General features: G+C 71.4%; 18 protein-coding genes and 1 riboswitch. Of the genes, 9 read left to right on the plus strand and 9 right to left on the minus strand.

Annotation, left to right across the window (positions count from 1 at the left end; translation table 11 throughout):
• Positions 1-161: 161 nt before the first annotated feature.
• Positions 162-1,529: a pyridoxal phosphate-dependent decarboxylase family protein gene (locus ACIA8Q_RS18490; RefSeq protein ID WP_387898330.1), complete on the plus strand. Its 1,368-nt coding sequence runs from the start codon at positions 162-164 to the stop codon at positions 1,527-1,529.
• Between the two features lie 126 nt (positions 1,530-1,655).
• On the opposite strand, the gene ACIA8Q_RS18495 is transcribed toward ACIA8Q_RS18490, so the two are convergent.
• Entirely contained in the window at positions 1,656-2,516 is an 861-nt protein-coding gene (locus tag ACIA8Q_RS18495) for a GNAT family N-acetyltransferase (protein WP_360207688.1), read from the minus strand.
• Positions 2,517-2,763: 247 nt separating this feature from the next.
• On the opposite strand from ACIA8Q_RS18495, the gene erpA reads away from it, so the two are divergent.
• Positions 2,764-3,117 (plus strand): iron-sulfur cluster insertion protein ErpA, encoded by a 354-nt coding sequence (gene erpA, locus ACIA8Q_RS18500; RefSeq protein WP_030391519.1) that lies wholly within the window; start codon positions 2,764-2,766, stop codon positions 3,115-3,117.
• Positions 3,118-3,222: 105 nt separating this feature from the next.
• On the opposite strand, the gene ACIA8Q_RS18505 is transcribed toward erpA, so the two are convergent.
• A complete protein-coding gene (locus ACIA8Q_RS18505; RefSeq protein ID WP_360207497.1) occupies positions 3,223-3,921 on the minus strand; it encodes a hypothetical protein in 699 nt (232 codons plus the stop codon).
• Positions 3,922-4,061: 140 nt separating this feature from the next.
• Positions 4,062-4,271 (minus strand): hypothetical protein, encoded by a 210-nt coding sequence (locus tag ACIA8Q_RS18510; protein WP_360207495.1) that lies wholly within the window; start codon positions 4,269-4,271, stop codon positions 4,062-4,064.
• A 280-nt stretch (positions 4,272-4,551) separates the two neighbouring features.
• Here ACIA8Q_RS18510 and ACIA8Q_RS18515 point away from each other — a divergent pair, with 280 nt between their 5' ends.
• Positions 4,552-5,529, plus strand: coding sequence for a carbohydrate kinase family protein (locus tag ACIA8Q_RS18515; protein WP_360207492.1), 978 nt, complete (start codon positions 4,552-4,554; stop codon positions 5,527-5,529).
• Positions 5,530-5,538: 9 nt separating this feature from the next.
• Here the strand turns inward: ACIA8Q_RS18515 and ACIA8Q_RS18520 are convergent, their stop codons facing one another.
• Positions 5,539-6,948: an aminotransferase class V-fold PLP-dependent enzyme gene (locus tag ACIA8Q_RS18520; protein ID WP_360207490.1), complete on the minus strand. Its 1,410-nt coding sequence runs from the start codon at positions 6,946-6,948 to the stop codon at positions 5,539-5,541.
• 362 nt (positions 6,949-7,310) lie between these two features.
• On the opposite strand from ACIA8Q_RS18520, the gene coxB reads away from it, so the two are divergent.
• The 4 genes from coxB to ACIA8Q_RS18540 all read left to right on the plus strand — a co-directional run bounded on the left by coxB (position 7,311) and on the right by ACIA8Q_RS18540 (position 11,786).
• Positions 7,311-8,165 carry a cytochrome c oxidase subunit II gene (gene coxB, locus ACIA8Q_RS18525; protein ID WP_360207488.1) on the plus strand — a complete coding sequence of 285 codons (855 nt, stop codon included), beginning with the start codon at positions 7,311-7,313 and terminating at the stop codon, positions 8,163-8,165.
• Complete coding sequence (gene ctaD / locus ACIA8Q_RS18530; protein WP_387898338.1) at positions 8,162-9,937, plus strand: cytochrome c oxidase subunit I; 1,776 nt, start codon at positions 8,162-8,164, stop codon at positions 9,935-9,937. The genes coxB and ctaD overlap by 4 nt, the downstream gene beginning before the upstream one ends.
• Complete coding sequence (locus ACIA8Q_RS18535; RefSeq protein ID WP_360207486.1) at positions 9,937-10,353, plus strand: cytochrome c oxidase subunit 4; 417 nt, start codon at positions 9,937-9,939, stop codon at positions 10,351-10,353. Before ctaD ends, ACIA8Q_RS18535 begins: the two co-directional genes overlap by 1 nt.
• Before the next feature lie 176 nt (positions 10,354-10,529).
• Positions 10,530-11,786, plus strand: a complete 1,257-nt coding sequence (locus ACIA8Q_RS18540; protein ID WP_360207483.1) for an Ig-like domain-containing protein — start codon at positions 10,530-10,532, stop codon at positions 11,784-11,786.
• Positions 11,787-11,826: 40 nt separating this feature from the next.
• Here ACIA8Q_RS18540 and ACIA8Q_RS18545 read toward each other — a convergent pair whose 3' ends face one another.
• The 5 genes from ACIA8Q_RS18545 to ACIA8Q_RS18565 form a co-directional block, all read right to left on the minus strand.
• Positions 11,827-12,198, minus strand: coding sequence for a GntR family transcriptional regulator (locus ACIA8Q_RS18545; RefSeq protein WP_360207481.1), 372 nt, complete (start codon positions 12,196-12,198; stop codon positions 11,827-11,829).
• Positions 12,199-12,360: 162 nt separating this feature from the next.
• Positions 12,361-14,022 (minus strand): ubiquinol-cytochrome c reductase cytochrome b subunit, encoded by a 1,662-nt coding sequence (locus ACIA8Q_RS18550; RefSeq protein ID WP_360207478.1) that lies wholly within the window; start codon positions 14,020-14,022, stop codon positions 12,361-12,363.
• Positions 14,019-15,071, minus strand: a complete 1,053-nt coding sequence (locus ACIA8Q_RS18555) for a Rieske 2Fe-2S domain-containing protein (protein ID WP_360207475.1) — start codon at positions 15,069-15,071, stop codon at positions 14,019-14,021. Before ACIA8Q_RS18555 ends, ACIA8Q_RS18550 begins: the two co-directional genes overlap by 4 nt.
• A gap of 8 nt (positions 15,072-15,079) precedes the next feature.
• A complete protein-coding gene (locus tag ACIA8Q_RS18560; protein WP_360207472.1) occupies positions 15,080-15,889 on the minus strand; it encodes a c-type cytochrome in 810 nt (269 codons plus the stop codon).
• A gap of 187 nt (positions 15,890-16,076) precedes the next feature.
• Positions 16,077-16,697 (minus strand): heme-copper oxidase subunit III, encoded by a 621-nt coding sequence (locus ACIA8Q_RS18565; RefSeq protein ID WP_360207470.1) that lies wholly within the window; start codon positions 16,695-16,697, stop codon positions 16,077-16,079.
• Between the two features lie 396 nt (positions 16,698-17,093).
• Here ACIA8Q_RS18565 and ACIA8Q_RS18570 point away from each other — a divergent pair, with 396 nt between their 5' ends.
• Both ACIA8Q_RS18570 and trpD read left to right on the plus strand, forming a co-directional pair.
• A complete protein-coding gene (locus tag ACIA8Q_RS18570; RefSeq protein ID WP_360207467.1) occupies positions 17,094-17,519 on the plus strand; it encodes a hypothetical protein in 426 nt (141 codons plus the stop codon).
• Positions 17,520-17,656: 137 nt separating this feature from the next.
• A complete protein-coding gene (gene trpD / locus ACIA8Q_RS18575) occupies positions 17,657-18,733 on the plus strand; it encodes an anthranilate phosphoribosyltransferase (RefSeq protein WP_396317455.1) in 1,077 nt (358 codons plus the stop codon).
• A gap of 115 nt (positions 18,734-18,848) precedes the next feature.
• Positions 18,849-18,966, plus strand: a riboswitch (SAM riboswitch).
• The last annotated feature ends 26 nt before the right edge of the window (positions 18,967-18,992 follow it).

An 18,992-nucleotide genomic window follows, 5' to 3' on the forward strand; every position in this document is an offset into this window, starting at 1 on the left:
GCCCGAAGACGCCCGAAACCTGCCTGACCAGCCGCGTTCCGACGCGCGGCGAAGCCCTCCGGCTGCCTACGCTGATCACGTCCGGCCAACGCGGTGAACCGTCCCGCCGACCGGACACGATCCACAACACCCCCGCACCCCCACTGCCGAGAGGGACAGCCGTGTCCGCAGCCCCCGACCGCATGCACCGGCCCGACAACGAACTGGTCGACCTGGTTTTCGACTACATGCGGGACCGGCTGCAGTACGACCCCGTCCCCCTCGACCACCCCGGTGACGGCGAGCACCTGCGCACCCAGCTGGCCGGCCTGCTCAACGAGCACGGCAACAGCCCGGCCGACGTGCTCAAGCTCTACGACCACGAGCTGTCCCGCGCGGTGATCTCCGCGGACAGCCCGCGCTACCTGTCGTTCATCCCGTGCGCCCCGACCAAGGCCGCGCTGCTCTTCGACATGGTGGTCTCCTGCGCCTCCCTGCAGGGCATCTCCTGGCTGGAGGCGGCCGGCGCGATCGCCGCCGAGAACCAGGTGCTGCGCCTGATCGCCGACCGCGCGGGCATGCCCGCCTCGGCCGGCGGCACCTTCGTCTCCGGCGGCTCCGCGGGCAACCTCTCCGCCCTCGTCGTCGCCCGTGACACCGCCCGCCGCCGGCTCGGCGTCGGCCCCGAGGCGCGCCTGCGGATAGCCGTCGCCGACCAGGTCCACTCCTCGGTCAAGAACACCTTCAACATCATCGGCGTCGAGGCCTTCAAGGTCCCGACCGTCGACCGCCGCTTCACCGGCGAGGCACTGCGCGCCGCCCTGGCCGCCGACCCCCACCCGGAGACGGTCATCGCCGTCGTCGGCACCGCCGGCACCACCAACGAGGGCATCGTCGACGACCTCGCCGGCCTCGCCGAGGTCGCCCGCGAGCGCGACCTGTGGTTCCACGTGGACGGCGCCTACGGCGGCGCGGGCCTGTTCGCCCCCTCCGTCCGCGAGCGCTACAACGGCATCGAGCACGCCGACTCCTTCGTCGTCGACCCGCACAAGTGGCTGTTCGCGCCCTTCGACTGCGCGGCGCTGGTCTACCGCAACCCGCAGCTCGCCCGCGCCGTGCACACCCAGGACGCCTCCTACCTCGACGTCCTGCACACCGAGGGCGACGAGTGGAACCCCACCGACTACGCCTACCACCTCACCCGGCGCGCCCGCGGCCTGCCGCTCTGGTTCTCGCTGGCCGTCCACGGCACCCAGGCCTACACCGACGCCATCGAGACCGGCCTCCAGCTCGCCCGGGACACCGCCCAGCTGATCCGCGAGACCGAGCACCTGGAGCTGCTGTTCGACCCGCAGCTCTCGGCCGTCTGCTTCAAGCGCACCGGCTGGACGAACGAGGACTACTACCGCTGGTCCCAGCAGCTCCTCGCCGACCAGATCGGCTTCGTCACCCCGACCGGCTGGGACGGCGAGACGGTCGCCCGCTTCGCCTTCCTGCACCCGGGCACCACCATGGAGATGGTCCGGGAGATCCTGGCCACCATGGCCTGAGTCCGGGCCGACGCTCCTGACGGGACCCCCGCCGCACCCCGCGGCGGGGGTTCCGTCGTGCCCGGGCCGTGGCCGCGGCGCCCGCGGGCCGCCCGCACCCGGCCGCCCGGACCCGGCCGCCCGGACTCACAGGAAGGAGCCGCTCGGCAGGTACGGCGCCGGCGGCCGCATCCCGCGCAGCCCGAGGAAGCCGCGCCCGCGCACGGCCAGCCCCACCTCCAGGCCGACGTCCAGGGCCCACTCCTGCTCGGCGGTGACGAAGTCCACCCGCGCCTCGACTCCGTCCGGCACCCGGGCCAGCGCCTCGCGCAGCAGCCGGGCGGCGATCCGCTTGGTGGTGGCCGCCAACAGCCGCACGGCGCCGCCGTCCCGGTAGCAGTAGCCGCTGCCGGCCAGCGAGTCGGCGATCAGCAGCTCCTCGAAGTGGCCCAGCATCAGCTCGTGGTCCGGCCCGTGCGCCGAGCCGCGCAGCCGCCGGTCCACCGAGTCCAGCAGGTGCCGGTGGGTGGCGTTGCCGCGGTGCACCGGGATGTCTCCCGGGTCGATCAGCCCGGCCCGGTCCACCCGCCCGGCCAGCCGCATCGCCGGGTGCAGGGTGAACCCCGCCAGCCGGTAGCGCCGCACCGCCGCCGGGGAGTCGGGGGCGCAGACCATCCCGCGCAGGCAGCCCCCGGCGTGCGCCGCCGCCCGCTCCAGCAGCAGCAGGCCCACGCCCTTGCCCTGCGCCTGCGGACGGACCGCGAACAGGGACGGCATCCACAGGCCCTCGCGGCGCAGCGACAGCACCGCCCCGACCGGCTCCCCGCCGCTCTCCGCCAGCCAGCAGCCGCCCGGATCGGTGCGGGCCAGGTGCCTGGTCCCGGCCAGCTGCAGCGGGGTCGGCGCGGCGGCGGTGCCGGGCTCGGACGGATCGGCGGACGCGGCGGCGGAGACGTCCTGGACGGCCTCCGCGTCGGCGGCGGTGTCCCTGACCGGGCGCAGGATCATGGCCACCATCCTGGCGCCCGGCGGGCCGCCGCGGGGCCCGTTCAACCGGATCCGCAGCTCGGGGCGGTGCCCGGTCCTCCCGGGTTGTGCGAGCATGGGGAGCGTATGGGACGCGGGTGGCACACCCGGTCCACGGAAATTCCGCCGCCGACAGGCCTGCGAAAACGACCTCCGTCCGGGAAATGAATCCGGGCGGCCGTTGGTTGGCACTGGCGGCAGACCGTCGTCAAAGACCGGGAGAAAGCAGATGACCGTCCAGGACGAGACCACCGTCGAGAGTGGCATCCTCCTCACCGATGCCGCCGCGGCCAAGGTCAAGGGCCTGCTGGAGCAGGAAGGCCGCGACGACCTCGCGCTGCGCGTCGCCGTCCAGCCCGGTGGCTGCTCCGGCCTGCGTTACCAGCTGTTCTTCGACGAGCGCTCGCTCGACGGCGACGTGCTCAAGGACTTCGACGGTGTGAAGGTCGTCACCGACCGCATGAGCGCCCCGTACCTGGGCGGCGCCACCGTCGACTTCGTCGACACCATCGAGAAGCAGGGCTTCACGATCGACAACCCGAACGCCACCGGCTCCTGCGCCTGCGGCGACTCGTTCAGCTAGGCCCGCCGCTCCGTCGAGCAGCACGGCACGCGTGAAGGCGGCCCCGGGGATCCCTCCCCGGGGCCGCCTTCGCGTCGCACCGGCCCGTCCGGCCGCGGGCCGGCCCTACCGCCCGGCGACGTCCGGTGTGACCGGGTCCGGTCCGATGTGCGGATCGGCGTCCAGCGGCACCTCCTGGCCGGACGACTGGTCGGTCACCGTCCGCCCGGTCAGCGGCGACCGCAGGTCCGTGGAGACCGACTGCCGCTTGGCCAGCGCGTTGCAGACCTGCCCGGGCGTCATCGGCGCCGCCACCACCACGCGGACGTCGACCCGGCCCGGGTGCGACTCGTCCGCCTTCAGCCCGTACTGCTGGCAGACCCCGCCGAAGAAGTACACGGTCAGCTTGGTGCCGCCGTCCACCCGGTAGGAGACGGCCGGCCGGGCGCCCGCCGTCCCGTTCGGGTTCGGCTCGCCCACCGCGATCCCGTTGCCCGGGGGAGTGCCCGGGGTGGCGGTCGCGGAGGGCTGCGAGGGGGCCGGGGCCGCACCGGTCGGCTGCGGGGCCGGGCTGGCCGGGACGGGCGCGGTGACCGGGGCGGAGGAGGGCGGGGTGGCGTCCGGCGTGGGGGCCTGCGGGGAGGCCGTCGGGCCGGGCGAGGCGGACCCGGAGGCCGATGCCGAGGCCGTGGCGCCGGCCGGTGCCGCGTCCGAGGCCGACTTGCCGTCGCCGTTGCACCCGGTCACCGTGACCGCCGCCGCCAGGGCCAGACCCGCCAGGGCCATCGCCCGCCGACCGCGCCGGGGCGTCGTCTCCAGATCCATCTGCACATCCTCCCGAGAGCTGGGCGGCTCCGGCCGCTCGGCCGCTCCGCGCGGATGTGACGTGTCCCGGGCCGATCCGGTTCCGCCCCGCCCCGCCCGTCACGGGGGAGCGGGGACGGGCGGGGGATCGGGCCGCCGGATCAGTTGCCGTACTCGGCCATCCCCGCGACCAGCCGCTGCGCGCCGGACGGCACCCGGATGCCGGCCCGCACGGGCGCGGTGGGCTCCGGGCCGGCCGCCAGCAGCGGCCAGAAGCGGCGCAGCCGCCGGGACGAACTCACCAGCGCGTCGAGGGTCTCGCCGTCCGCGTCGGGCCGGAGGACGGACAGCGGGAGGTGGTCGGGCATCATCGGGCATCGCTCCGATCAGGGGCCGTGGCCGCACCGCCACGGTCGACGACGGGGCCCGCCCGGCTCGGCACGGCCCCTGTCGCCGACCCTAGGCCGGGGTTCGGCCCCCCACCAGTGCTACCCGGAGGTAGTACACGTTCGACGTCAACGGGTGCCACCATGGCGGTGCGGGCGGAGCCGCTTGCGGCACTCTTGCTGCTGCCCGGCCGGGGCCCGGTACCGTGAGTGGGTTCACCCGTGCCTGCCCGTTGGCCCTGAAGCCATCCTGAGGAGACCTCCCGTGCGTATCGCCGTCGCCGGCTCGATCGCCACCGACCACCTGATGACGTTCCCCGGTCGGTTCGCCGACCAGCTCGTCGCCGAGCAGCTGCACACCGTGTCGCTGTCCTTCCTGGTCGACACCCTGGACATCCGTCGCGGCGGGGTCGCCCCGAACATCGCGTTCGGCATGGGCGTGCTCGGGCTGCGCCCGATCCTCGTCGGCGCGGCCGGCGCGGACTTCGCGGAGTACCGCAGCTGGCTGGAGCGCAACAACGTGGACTGCACCTCCGTCCACATCTCCGAGACCCGCCACACGGCCCGCTTCATGTGCACCACGGACGAGGACCACAACCAGATCGCCTCGTTCTACACCGGCGCCATGGCGGAGGCCCGCAACATCGAGCTCAAGCCGATCGCCGACCGCGTCGGCGGCCTCGACCTCGTCCTGATCGGCGCCGACGACCCGCAGGGCATGGTCCGCCACACCCAGGAGTGCCGCACCCGCGGCTACGCCTTCGCCGCCGACCCCTCCCAGCAGCTGGCCCGCCTGGAGGGCGACGACATCCGCGAGATCGTCGACGGCGCCGCGTACCTCTTCACCAACGAGTACGAGGCCGCGCTGATCGAGACCAAGACCGGCTGGGACGCGGACGAGCTGCTCACCCGGGTCGGCACCCGGGTCACCACCCTGGGCAGCAAGGGCGTGCGGATCGACCGCAAGGGCGAGGCGCCGATCCTGGTCGGCTGCGCCGCCGAGGAGGCCAAGGTCGACCCGACCGGCGTCGGCGACGCCTTCCGGGCCGGCTTCCTGACCGGCCTGTCCTGGCAGCTCGAGCTGGAGCGCGCCGCCCAGCTCGGCTGCATGCTCGCCACCCTGGTGATCGAGACCGTCGGCACCCAGGAGTACGAGCTGCGCCCGGTCGCCTTTCTGAAGCGCTTCGAGGCCGCCTACGGCGCCGAGGCCGCCGCGGACGTCCGCGCGCACCTGGTCAGGTAACCGGGCCCCTCAGGACCGGCGCACCACCAGGTAGGCCGAGCCCCGGTCGCCGCCGAAGTCGGCGGCCGGGGCCTCGCCCGCGTACTCCTGGCCGCGCATCCCGCACCAGGCCGGGATGTCCAGCCGGGCCGCCTCGTCGTCCGCCAGCACGGCGACGGTGCCGCCCGGCGGCACCTCGCCGATCCGCTTCGCCAGCTCGATCACCGGCAGCGGGCACCGCTTGCCCAGCGCGTCGAGCACGAGGGTCTCCGGCGTCCCCGCCGCCGGGTCCGCCACCGGCGCCGGCAGGTCCAGCCCGAGCGGCGCCCGCACCCCCGCGACCAGGTCCGGCAGCACGGTGAGGAAGCGCTCGACGTCCTGCTCCGACGTGCCGGTGGGCAGCGAGACCCGGACGTTGCCCTCGGTGAGCACCCCCATCGCGGCCAGCACGTGGCTCGGGGTCAGCGTCGAGGAGGTGCAGGAGGAGCCGGAGGAGACGGCGAAGCCGGCCCGGTCCAGCTCGGTGAGGAGCACCTCGCCGTCGACGTACAGGCAGGAGAAGGTGACGATGTGCGGCAGCCGCCGCACCGGGTCGCCGACCACCTCGACCTCGGGCACCAGCCGCGGCACCCGGGCCCGGATCCGCTCCACCAGCGCGTGCAGCCGGGCGTTCTCCTGCTCCGCCGCGGCCCGCACCGCCCGCAGCGAGGCGGCCGCGGCGACGATCGCCGGGACGTTCACGTAGCCCGGGACCCGCCCGCCCTCGCGCTCGTCGGCCGGCAGCGGCGAGGCGTAGCGGACGCCCTTGCGCACCGCCAGCACCCCCACCCCGGGCGGCCCGCCCCACTTGTGCGCGCTCGCGGTCAGCAGGGACCAGCCGGCGGGCACGTCCACCCGGCCCACGCTCTGCGCCGCGTCGACCAGCAGCGGGACGCCGGCCTCCCGGCAGCGGTCGGCGACCTCGCCGACCGGCTGGACGGTCCCCACCTCGTGGTTGGCGCTCTGCAGGACGGCCAGTGCGGTGTCCGCCCGAAGCAGTGCGGCGAAGGCGTCCGGGTCGACCCGTCCGGTGCGGTCCACCGGCGCCACCGAGACGGTGCCCCCCTCGGCCTCCCGGCGTTCCGCGACGTGCAGCACACTGGAGTGCTCCACCGCGGAGTGCACCAGGTGGCCGCCGCGCCGCCGGTTCCCGCCCAGCGCGCCGAGCACGCCGAGCTGCACCGCCTGCGTCCCGCTCGCGGTGAAGGAGATCTCGTCGGCCCGCGCCCCGAGGGCCTCGGCGACCGTTTCGCGGGCGGCGTCCAGCAGCATCCGGGCCTGCCGGCCGGAGCGGTACAGCCGGGCCGGGTCGGCCCAGCCCTCGTCCAGGGCGGCGGTCAGCGCCTGCCGTGCGACGGGGTGCAGGGGGGCCGTCGAGGCCGCGTCGAAGTACACGGTCACATTTAACGGCACTCCCGGGGGCGTTCCGGCGGGGCGACATCACTTACCGGCCGTCAGTCGATCACCCCGAATGTCCGCTTCGTCCGCGTCCGACGGGTCGTCACCCGGGTTGTTCGAGGTGATCCCCCGATCGGGCGTATCGACCTCGAATGCCTGCGATGACCTGCGGTGCAGCCCTTGCCGGGCCTGATCGGGCGACCGGGCGGCGCGTTACGGGGGGCTCCCCGTCAGGAGCGCATAAGGCTGGAGTAGGGTTTGGCCCGCATAAGCATTCAAACCGTGCCCGTGGACGGGTCGCCGGGGAGGCTCACAATCCTCCACGGGGCGACGCGAAGGCGGGCGAGACTTCGGGAAGGCGCTACGTGAGTCCCAACGGCTCCGACCGCTCGCCGCGGCGCACGATGCGGCGGAAGCTGCCTCAGGCGCTGGCACTGGGCCTCGTCATCGCGACCGCCACCGGCTGCTCGGCCAACGACCTCCCCAGGCTTGGCCTCCCGAGTCCCGTCACTGAGCAAGGACCCCTGGTCCTTCACATGTGGCAGGGCTCCTGGATCGCGGCACTGGTGGTCGGCGCACTGATGTGGGGTCTGATCCTCTGGAGCGTGATCTTCCACCGGCGCAAGCGCACCGGTGTGGAGGTTCCTCCGCAGACCCGGTACAACGTGCCCATCGAGGCGCTCTACACCGCGGTCCCCATCATCATCGTCTCGGTGCTCTTCTACTTCGTCGCCCGCGACGAGTCGAAGCTGATCTCCGTCTCCGAGAAGCCGCAGCACGTGGTCAACGTGGTGGGCTTCCAGTGGAGCTGGGCGTTCAACTACGAGAACACCGAGACCCCCGACCCGGCCAACAAGGACGCCGCGTACGAAGTCGGTACGCCCAAGGACGCTCCGACGCTGTGGCTGCCGGTCAACGAGACGGTGCAGTTCCGTCTCACCTCGCGTGACGTCATCCACGACTTCTGGCCCGTCAACTTCCTGATGAAGATGGACGTCGTGCCGGGCGTGGTGAACAAGTTCGAGGTCACCCCCAACGTCAAGGGCGAGTACATGGGCAAGTGTGCCGAGCTGTGTGGCACCGACCACTCGCGCATGCTGTTCAACGTCAAGGTCGTCGACCGCGCCGACTACGACAAGCACCTGGCGGAGCTGCGAGCCAAGGGCCAGAACGGCGCGGTGCCCTCCGGCGTCATCTCCATGGGAAGTGAAGACAAGTGACCATCCTCAACGAGCCCGCCGCGGCCGGCGGGGGCGCCGGGGCCGTCACGGTCGGGGCGCAGCGGACCCGGAAGCCGGGTTCGACCATCATCAAGTGGTTGACCACCACTGACCACAAGACGATCGGCACCCTGTACCTGGGCACGTCGTTCGCCTTCTTCCTGATCGGTGGCATCCTCGCCCTGGTCATGCGCGCCGAGCTGGCTCGTCCCGGGACCCAGATCCTGTCGAACGAGCAGTTCAACCAGGCGTTCACCATGCACGGCACGATCATGCTGCTGATGTTCGCGACCCCGCTGTTCGCGGGCTTCGCGAACTGGATCATGCCGCTCCAGATCGGCGCTCCGGACGTGGCGTTCCCGCGTCTGAACATGTTCGCGTACTGGCTGTACCTCTTCGGCTCCGTCATCGCGGTGGCCGGCTTCGTCACCCCGAACGGCGCCGCCAGCTTCGGCTGGTTCGCCTACTCGCCGCTGTCGGACGCCGTCCACTCGCCGGGTGTCGGTGGCGACATGTGGATCATGGGCCTGGCCTTCTCCGGCTTCGGCACGATCCTCGGTGCGGTCAACTTCATCACCACGATCATCTGCATGCGCGCCCCCGGCATGACGATGTTCCGGATGTCGATCTTCGTCTGGAACGTCCTGCTGACCGCCGTGCTGGTCCTGCTGGCCTTCCCGGTCCTGGCCGCCGCGCTGTTCGCCCTGGAGGCGGACCGCAAGTTCGGGGCGCACGTCTTCGACCCGACCAACGGCGGGGCGCTGCTGTGGCAGCACCTGTTCTGGTTCTTCGGTCACCCCGAGGTGTACATCATCGCGCTGCCGTTCTTCGGCATCGTGTCGGAGATCATCCCGGTCTTCAGCCGCAAGCCGATGTTCGGCTACTCCGGCCTGATCGCGGCCACCATCGCGATCGCCGGTCTGTCCGTGACGGTGTGGGCGCACCACATGTACGTCACCGGCCAGGTGCTGCTGCCGTTCTTCTCCTTCATGACCTTCCTGATCGCGGTCCCGACCGGTGTGAAGTTCTTCAACTGGGTCGGCACCATGTGGAAGGGCTCGCTGAGCTTCGAGACGCCGATGCTGTGGACGGTCGGCTTCCTGGTCACCTTCCTCTTCGGTGGTCTGACCGGTGTCCTGCTGGCCTCGCCGCCGATCGACTTCCACGTCTCGGACTCGTACTTCGTCGTCGCCCACTTCCACTACGTGGTGTTCGGCACCGTCGTCTTCGCGATGTTCGCCGGCTTCCACTTCTGGTGGCCGAAGATGACCGGCAAGATGCTCGACGAGCGCCTCGGCCGGATGACCTTCTGGACGCTGTTCATCGGCTTCCACACCACCTTCCTGGTGCAGCACTGGCTCGGCGCGGAGGGCATGCCCCGCCGCTACGCGGACTACCTGGCCTCGGACGGCTTCACCACGCTGAACACCGTCTCGACCATCGGTTCGTTCATCCTCGGCCTGTCGATCCTGCCGTTCATCTACAACGTGTGGAAGACGGCCAAGTACGGCGAGAAGGTCGAGGTCGACGACCCGTGGGGCTACGGCCGCTCGCTGGAGTGGGCGACCTCCTGCCCGCCGCCGCGGCACAACTTCCTCACGCTGCCGCGGATCCGTTCCGAATCGCCGGCCTTCGACCTCCACCACCCGGAGATCGCCGCGCTGGACTACCTCGAGAACCACGGTGAGCCTGCCAAGCACCTCGCCGGCGTGACCCCGGCGAAGTACGACGCCCCGAAGCTGGACAAGGGCAAGAAGGAGGGCGACGCCTGATGAAGGAACAGGGAAAGATCTTCCTCGGCCTCGCGGTCTTCGTCCTGGCGATGGCCATCACCTACGGCCTGTGGACCAACCACTCGGACCTGGGCATCGAGGCGGCCGGCACCACCGCGCTGTTCCTGGCCTTCGCCCTCTGCGCCTTCATCGGGTACTACCTGGCCTTCACCGCCCGCCGGGTGGACAGCGGCGCGGGTGACAACCCCGAGGCCGAGGTCGCGGACGACGCCGGCGAGCTGGGCTTCTTCGCCCCGCACAGCTGGCAGCCGCTCTCGCTGGCGATCGGTGGCGCGCTCGCGTTCATGGGCGTGATCTTCGGCTGGTGGCTGATGTTCTGGGCGCTGCCGGTGATCCTGGTCGGCCTCTTCGGCTGGGTCTTCGAGTTCTACCGGGGCGAGAACCAGAACCAGTAGTCCTCCGGTTCGAGCCACGCACACCAGGGCCGCTCCTCCCGCACGGGGGGAGCGGCCCCGTTGCGTCCCCGGGGTGACGGACTCACTCACCCGGGCGAACCCGGGGTCGCTCGGATGTCGCTTCTCCGGACGCCGTTCCTACGATCTGATCAATCGTGCGAACCCCGGAGGCGGTCATGCCCGACAGGCGCGGAATCGCAGGCATCGGCGGCATCTCGCTGGCCCTCGCAGTGCTGGCCCCGCTGGCCGCCTGCTCGTCCGGCGACGAGGAGGCGGTCGGCCCCCATCGGATCGACGCGGCCCCGCTGGTCCACCTCTCGGCCGAGGGCAAGGTCGACCCGTCCCAGCCCGTCACCGTCACCGCGGTGGACGGCAGCCGGCTCACCGACGTCACCGTGGTCGGCCCGGACGGGCGGGTGGTGGCCGGGCAGCTCGCCGAGGACCAGCGCAGCTGGCGGACCACCGGCCGGCTCAAGGCCGCCACCGACTACTCGGTGCGGATCGCCGCCGACGACGGCAAGGGCGGCCGCGGCGACACCACCGCGGGCTTCAGCACCCTGGCCGCCCAGCGGCTGCTGACCGCCAAGCTCGGCCCGGACTCCTCCGGCACCGGCGTCTACGGGGTGGGCCAGCCGCTCACCGTGCAGCTCTCCGAGGCCGTCAAGGACCCGCAGGCCCGTCAGGAGGTCGAGCGCCTGCTGACGGTCACCTCCCAGCCCGCCGTCACCGGCGCCTGGTACTGGGTGGACGACAAGAACCTGCACTTCCGCCCGCAGGAGTACTGGCCGGCCGGGACCACCGTCTCGCTGGCCTTCGACGCCACCGGCAGCCGCATCGCCGACGGCCTCTACGGCGGCGACCGCAGCACGCTGCGGCTGCGGATCGGCGAGCGGGTCGAGTCGGTGGTCGACGCGGCCGCCCACGAGCTCACCCTCAAGAGGGACGGCGAGGTGGTCCGGACGATCCCGGTGACCACCGGCAAGCCCGGCTTCGACACCCGCAACGGCGTCAAGGTGGTGCTCGGCCAGGAGCGCTCGGTCCGGATGAGCGGCGAGACGATCGGCATAGCCGCCGGCAGCTCGGAGTCCTACGACCTCAACGTGGAGTGGGCCACCCGGGTGACCTGGAGCGGCGAGTACGTCCACGCGGCGCCCTGGTCGGTCGGCTCGCAGGGCGTGGCGAACGTCAGCCACGGCTGCACCGGCATGAGCACCGACAACGCCAAGTGGTTCTACCAGAACACCCGGGTGGGGGACCTGGTGACGGTGGTGAACAGCCTCGGCGCCACCATGGAGCCGTTCGGCAACGGCTTCGGGGACTGGAACCTCACCTGGACGGACTGGGTCAAGCACAGCGCCCTCGGACAGCCCGTCAGCACCACCGAGCCGCCCGCCCAGGCGCACGCCTCCGGGATGGTCCGCCCCGAGGTCTGACCGGCCTCCGGCACGGCCCTGCGACCGGCCCTCCCGGACCCTAGGCCTCCGGGAGGGCCAGCCGCAGGGCGGTGTCCACCGCGGCCAGGGCGTCCGCGCGGGAGAGCCCCAGCCGGCTCGCCCGGTCCGCGTAGTCGGCCGCCGCCGCGGCGGCCAGCCGGTGCGCGGTGTCACCGGTGGCGGCGATCAGCGTGCCGCGCCGGCCGTGGGTCTCCACCACGCCGTCCGCCTCCAGCTCCCGGTAGGCCCGGGCCACCGTCCCGGCGGCCAGTCCGAGCTCCTCGGCCAGCGCCCGGACGGTGGGCAGCCGCAGCCCCGTGGGCAGCTCGCCGGAGCGGGCGCGCTCGGCGATCTGGGCCCGGATCTGCTCGTACGGGGGAGTGGCGGCGGCGGGGTCGACGGACAGCTGCACGGTGGCTCCTGGGGGCTGCGGACGGGTGGGGCCGGTCGGACGGGGCCGGGTGGAGGGGGCCGGTCCGACGGGGTCGGGCGGGGGACGGCAAAGCCCGAGGGCCGCCGACCAGAAGAACTCTGGTCAGCGGCCCTCGGGTGCGACGCCGCGGGGCGTACGGGATCAGTGGTGGCCGTGGCCGCTGGTGATCTCGTGGTGCTCCTCGGAGGTCGGCTTGGGGATCTGGGCGCCCTCGCCGTAGAAACCGCGGGAGAGCTTGGCCCGGGTGCGGGTGAGGAGGCCGGCCCGGTGGGCCACGCCGTTCTCGTCCGCCTGGGCGGGCAGCTCGACCGGCTGGACCTGCTCGTGGGCGGTGAGCTTGAAGAGGTCCTTCTGCGGCAGCTGGGCGTGCACCTCGACGAACTCGCCGTGCGGCAGGCGCTTGATGACACCGGTCTCGCGGCCGTGCAGCACCTTCTCCTTGTCACGGCGCTGGAGGCCGAGGCACCAGCGCTTGGTGACGATGAAGGTGATGACCGGGACGACGAAGAAGCCGACGCGGACGAAGTAGGTGATCGAGTTGATCGACAGGTGCAGGTGGGTGGCGAACAGGTCGTTGCCACCACCGACCAGGAGCACCAGGTACAGGCTGATCCAGGCGGCGCCGAGCGCGGTGCGGACGGGCGCGTTGCGCGGGCGGTCCAGGATGTGGTGCTCGCGCTTGTCGCCGGTGATCCAGCCCTCGATGAAGGGGTAGACGGCGATGGCGACCAGGACCAGCGGGAAGATCATCAGCGGGATGAACACACCCAGGTTCAGGGTGTGGCCGCCCCAGACGCTGATCTCCCAGCCCGGCATGACGCGGATCAGGCCCTCGGAGAAGCCCATGTACCAGTCCGGCTGGGCGTCCGTGGACACCTGGTCGGGGCGGTAGGGGCCGTACGCCCAGATCGGGTTGATCGTGGCGATCGCCGAGATGGCGGCGATGAGGCCGAACACCAGGAAGAAGAAGCCACCGGCCTTGGCCATGTAGACCGGCATCAGCGGCATGCCGACGACGTTCTTCTCGGTCTTGCCCGGGCCCGCCCACTGGGTGTGCTTGTGGTAGAAGACCAGGATCAGGTGCGCCACCAGCAGGCCGAGCATGATGCCCGGGATCAGCAGCACGTGGATCGTGAAGAAGCGCGGCACGATGTCGTGGCCGGGGAACTCGCCCCCGAACAGGAACATCTGCACGTAGGTGCCGACCAGCGGGACGGCGAGGATCGCGCCTTCCATGAAGCGGATGCCGGTGCCCGACAGCAGGTCGTCCGGCAGCGAGTAGCCGAAGAAGCCGTCGAACATGCCCAGGACCAGCAGCAGGAAGCCGAAGACCCAGTTGATCTCACGGGGCTTGCGGAACGCGCCGGTGAAGAACACGCGCATCATGTGCACGAGCATCGCCGCCACGAAGACCAGCGCGGCCCAGTGGTGGATCTGGCGGATCAGCAGACCGCCGCGGACCTCGAAGCTGATGTCGACCGTCGACGCGTACGCCTCGGACATCCCGATGCCCTTGAGCGGGACGTAGGAGCCGTTGTAGACGACCTCGGCCATCGAGGGCTTGAAGAACAGCGTCAGGTAGACGCCGGTCAGGATGATGATGACGAAGGTGTAGAGGCAGATCTCGCCCAGCATGAAGGACCAGTGGTCCGGGAAGATCTTGCGCAGGTTGGCCTTGGCGAGGGAGTAGATCCCCAGCCGGCCGTCCGTCCAGTCAGCGGCGGCTTCCCACTTGTTGGCGGGCTTGGCACGCGTGCTGGCGGGCTTGGTGGCACCGGAGGTGGTGCTGCTCGCGCTACTCATCGAGCACGCTCCCAGTAGCTCGGGCCGACGGGCTCGTCGAAGTCGCCGGTGGCGACCAGGAAGCCCTTCTCGTCAGTGGTGATCTTCAGCTGCGGCAGCGGGTGGCCGGCCGGGCCGAAGATGACGCGCGCGCCGTCCGCCAGGTCGAAGGTCGACTGGTGGCAGGGGCAGAGCGCGTGGTGGGTCTGCTGCTCGTAGAGGCTGATCGGGCAGCCGACGTGGGTGCAGATCTTCGAGTAGGCGAGGATGCCCTCGAAGCCCTTCTCACGCGACTTGTCGTCCTTGATGTCCTCCGGTGCGATGCGCACCAGCATCAGGGCGTCCTTGGCGATCGCCTGCTGGAAGTCCTCGTCGTGGACGTGCAGGCCCTCGGGCATGGCGAACGTCAGCGAGCCGACGACGACGTCCTCGGCCTTCATCGGCTGGCTGGTGTTCATGTTGATGAGCTGGATCGGGTGGGCCGGGGTGGCCTCGTTCCAGCCCGTCTCCTTCAGCTTCTTCTCGGGCAGCGGCCCGAGGTCGCGGAGGAGGACGACGCCCGAGAGCGGGACGAGCGCCATCGAGCCGATGAGGGTGTTGCGGATCATCTTGCGACGGCCGAAACCCGACTCGGCGGCACCGGTCTGGAACTGCTGGATGACGTCCGCGCGGACCTCGTCGTCGGCCTCGATCGGGTGACGCTCGGCCGGCAGCTCGACGTCCGACATCAGGGTGCGGGCCCAGTGGACCGCGCCCGCGCCGATCATGAACAGCGCGACGCCCAGGGTCAGGCCGAGCGCGAAGTTCAGCGCGCTGACGTGACCGAGCGGGAAGATGTAGACGATCTTGTCCGGGTCGATGGCCACGTACGAGGCGATGAAGCCGACGGTGGCGAGCATCGAGACCACGAACATCAGCGAGACCTGACGCTCGGCCCGCTTGGCGGCCCGCTCGTCGATGTCGGTGCGACGGGGCTCGTGGGCCGGCAGGCCCGGGTCGGCGAACGGGTCGCCGTGACCGGCGACCTCGCCGGCGGAGCCGTGCGACTCCGGAAGCTTCTCTTCTGACATGTCGTGGCTCATGACTTCTTGGCCTTGGTGGTGTGGGCGGCGACCCAGATCGCGACCGCGATGAGCGTCCCGAGACCGAAGATCCAGCCGAACAGGCCCTCGGTCACCGGACCGAGGCTGCCGAGCGTGAGACCGCCGGGGTTGGGCTCATCGGAGGTGGTGTGGCGGACGAAGGCCACGATCTGCTTCTTCTGCTCCTCGGGCATGGTGGTGTCCGGGAACGACGGCATGTTCTGCGGGCCGGTCTGCATGGCCTCGTAGATGTGCTTGGCGTCCACGCCCTCCAGCGACGGGGCGTACTTGCCCTTGGTCAGGGCACCGCCCTGGCCGGCGAAGTTGTGGCACTGGGCGCAGTTGGTGCGGAACAGCTCGCCACCCTTGGAGATGTCGTCCGGGTTGGTCGAGGTGTACTGCTCCTGGCTCGGCGTCACCGGGCCGGGGCCGAGCGACGCCACGAAGGCGGCGAGCTGGTCGATCTCCGCCTGCGAGTAGATGTTCTTCTTGCGCGGCACCTGGGCGCCGGGCTGCTGGGCCGGCATGCGGCCGGTGCCGACCTGGAAGTCGACGGACGCGGAGCCGACGCCGACCAGGCTAGGACCGTCGCTGCTGCCCTGGCCGTTCAGGCCGTGGCAGGAGGAGCAGCCCACGGCGAAGAGCTTCTTGCCCTCATCGATCGCGAGCGACTGCGCGGCGACGTCCGCCTGCGCCTTGTCGGCGGGCGCGAACGCGGCGTACAGCCCCCCGGTTGCCGCCAGGGCGAGAAGTAGGACGACCAGCGCCGCCAATGGGTGGCGCCGTCGTGCGGAGAGCTTTTTCACGGAATAACCCCGGTGTCAGGATCTGGTCGACTGGTGGGTGCACCCGGCGGCCGGTCTGGCCGGCACGAGGCTGCCTGTCTAGGGCTGCGCGCGCGGTCGGTCGGTTGGGAGCGTCGCCACCGGCAGAATCGGCCCGACGCCGGTGAGGGCGGGGCCGGAGCCGGTGGCCAGCGACCTGATCAGCTGGTTACTTGATCAGGTAGATGGTCGCGAACAGGCCGATCCACACGACGTCGACGAAGTGCCAGTAGTACGACACCACGATCGCGGCGGTGGCCTGCTCGTGCGTGAAGCGCTTGGCTGCGTACGTCCGTCCCAGGACCAGCAGGAAGGCGATCAGACCACCCGTCACGTGCAGACCGTGGAAGCCGGTGGTCAGGTAGAACACCGTGCCGTACGGGTCGGAGGACAGCGACAGGCCGTCCTTCTTGACCAGCTCGGTGTACTCGAAGATCTGGCCGCCGATGAAGATCGCGCCCATCACGAAGGTGATGACGAACCACGAGCGGAGCTTCTTCACGTCCCCGCGCTCGGCAGCGAACACACCGAGCTGGCAGGTCAGCGAGGAGAGCACCAGGATCGTGGTGTTGACCGAGGAGAACGGCACGTTGAGTGCGCTCGCCTTCTCGGTCCAGAACTCCGGCCCCTTGACGGAGCGGAGCGTGAAGTACATCGCGAAGAGGGCCGCGAAGAACATCAACTCGGAACTGAGCCAGACGATCGTTCCGACGCTGACCATGTTCGGCCGGTTGACCGATCCGTGCGCGTGCCCGGTTTCTACTGCTGTTGCTGTCGCCACGACGGACATTATGTCGGTCCCTTATTCCGTCTTCACGCCGGGGGGTCTCCCTCGGAGTGTCCGGTGCGTGCGGTATGCCCCCCTGGGGGGCGGCGGGGTGCCCGGACGGGGGCTGAGCAGCGGCGTGTCCCTTTTCTGACGGTTCCTCGGAGGGCCCTACGACCCCCTTGCCCTGCGTGTCGTTGCACGCCCTGCAGGGCCTCCCGGGGTAGTGCGGGGGCGCCCTGTCGGCCGTACGGGTGGACCGGGCGGGTCCGGGTGACGGCGCGTCCTCCGGGCGGGTGAGCCCCGGGCGCGGCGGCTTGGGGAGGGAACGTCCGCGAGGGGGCCTCGACGGCGGGTGATCGGGAGTAGCATCCGGATCAGGCGAACGTGGTCCGGATCACACTTGAGGGAGCAGGGCCCATGGCGTACACGACCGACGAGACGCTCACCGTCCTCGTCTACAGCGACGACCGCAACACCCGCGAGCAGGTGCTGACGGCACTCGGCCGCCGGCCCGCCGAGGACCTTCCGGAACTGTCCTACCTGGAGTGCGCGACCACCCCCGCGGTGATCAAGGCCCTGGAGAAGGGCGGCGTGGACCTCTGCGTGCTGGACGGCGAGGCGGTTCCGGCCGGCGGGCTCGGGCTCGGGCGCCAGCTGAAGGACGAGATCTACGGCTGCCCGCCGGTGCTGGTGCTGATCGGCCGGCCGCAGGACTCCTGGCTGGCCGCCTGGAGCCGGGCCGACGCCGCGATCTCCCACCCGGTGGACCCGGTGGCGCTGGCCGAGGCCGTCGCCACCCTGCTGCGGGCCCGGCTGGCCAAGCGGGCCCCGGCCGGCCAGTGAGCCCGGCCGGTCTTCGGACCGGGCCGTCTCAGTACTAGAGAAGACAGCGCCGAGGGCACCCCGCCGCTCGATAGGCTGACTCCATCCGTACGGACGTCCCCCCGCCACGGGGAGACCGACAACAGCTGGAGTCAGCCATGGTGAACGTGAACCCTGCGAACGGTGGTACCGACCCCGCGCAGGTGGTCCGCACCTGGCCGGACCTCCTGGCGGCGCTGTTGAAGGGGGAGGACCTCGACCGCTCGTCCACCGCGTGGGCGATGGACCGGATCATGAGCGGCGAGGCGTCCCCCGTCCAGGTAGCCGGCTTCATGGTCGCGCTGCGGGCCAAGGGCGAGACGGTCGACGAGGTCACCGGCCTGGTCGACGCCATGTACGCGCACGCCGAGCCGCTCACCGTCCCCGGGCCGGCGGTGGACATCGTCGGCACCGGCGGTGACCGCGCCAAGACGGTCAACATCTCCACCATGTCGGCGATCGTCGCGGCCGCGGCCGGCGCCAAGGTGGTCAAGCACGGCAACCGGGCCGCCTCCTCGGCGAGCGGCTCCTCCGACGTGCTGGAGAAGCTCGGCGTCCGCCTCGACCTGCCCGCCCGGCGGGTCGCCGAGGTGGCCGAGGAGGTCGGCCTCACCTTCTGCTTCGCGGCCAAGTTCCACCCGTCGATGCGCCACGCCGCCACCGCCCGGCGCGACCTCGGCGTGCCCACCGCCTTCAACATCCTCGGCCCGCTGACCAACCCGGCCAAGGTGACCTCGCACGCGATCGGCTGCTTCGACACCCGGCTCGCCGGGCTGATCGCCGGGGTGCTCGCCCGGCGCGGCTCGACCGCCCTGGTGTTCCGCGGCGACGACGGCCTCGACGAACTGACCATCACCACCACCTCGCGGGTGTGGATCGTGCAGGGCGGCACCGTCACCGAGACCGCCTTCGACCCGCGGGACGTCGGCATCGAGCTGGTCGGCATCGAGTCGCTGCGCGGCGCGGACGCCTCCTACAACGCCGAGGTCGCGCGCCGGATGCTGGCCGGGGAGCGCGGGCCGGTGCGGGACGCCGTCCTGCTGAACACCGCGGCCGCGCTGGTCGCGCTGGACCTCGGCGAGGCGCCGCTCGCCGAGCAGCTCGCAGCCGGCATGGAGCGGGCCGCGCGGGCCATCGACTCCGGGACGGCGCAGGAGCTGCTGCGCCGCTGGTCGGAGGCGACCAGCCGGATCTGAGGCGGTCGCAGGGCCCGCGCCGGGAAGCCGGTGCGGGCCCCGGCACGTCCGGGGACGTCCGGATGGTGGACGGTCGTTTGACCACCCGGCGCGGGCCGACCTAGAGTCCTGTCCAGGTCATGAGTGACAGCGTCAAGCCCCAGCTGGCTGTCCGGCAACCCTCCGTCCGTGGCGGGGTGCCCTGGGTGAGGACCGGGTCGCTCGGCGAATCGTCCGTGCGGCAAGCGCGGACGCCGGACGACTCACACTCCCGGGGTCC

The organism is Kitasatospora sp. NPDC051705, assembly GCF_044453265.1.
GTDB lineage: Bacteria > Actinomycetota > Actinomycetes > Streptomycetales > Streptomycetaceae > Kitasatospora.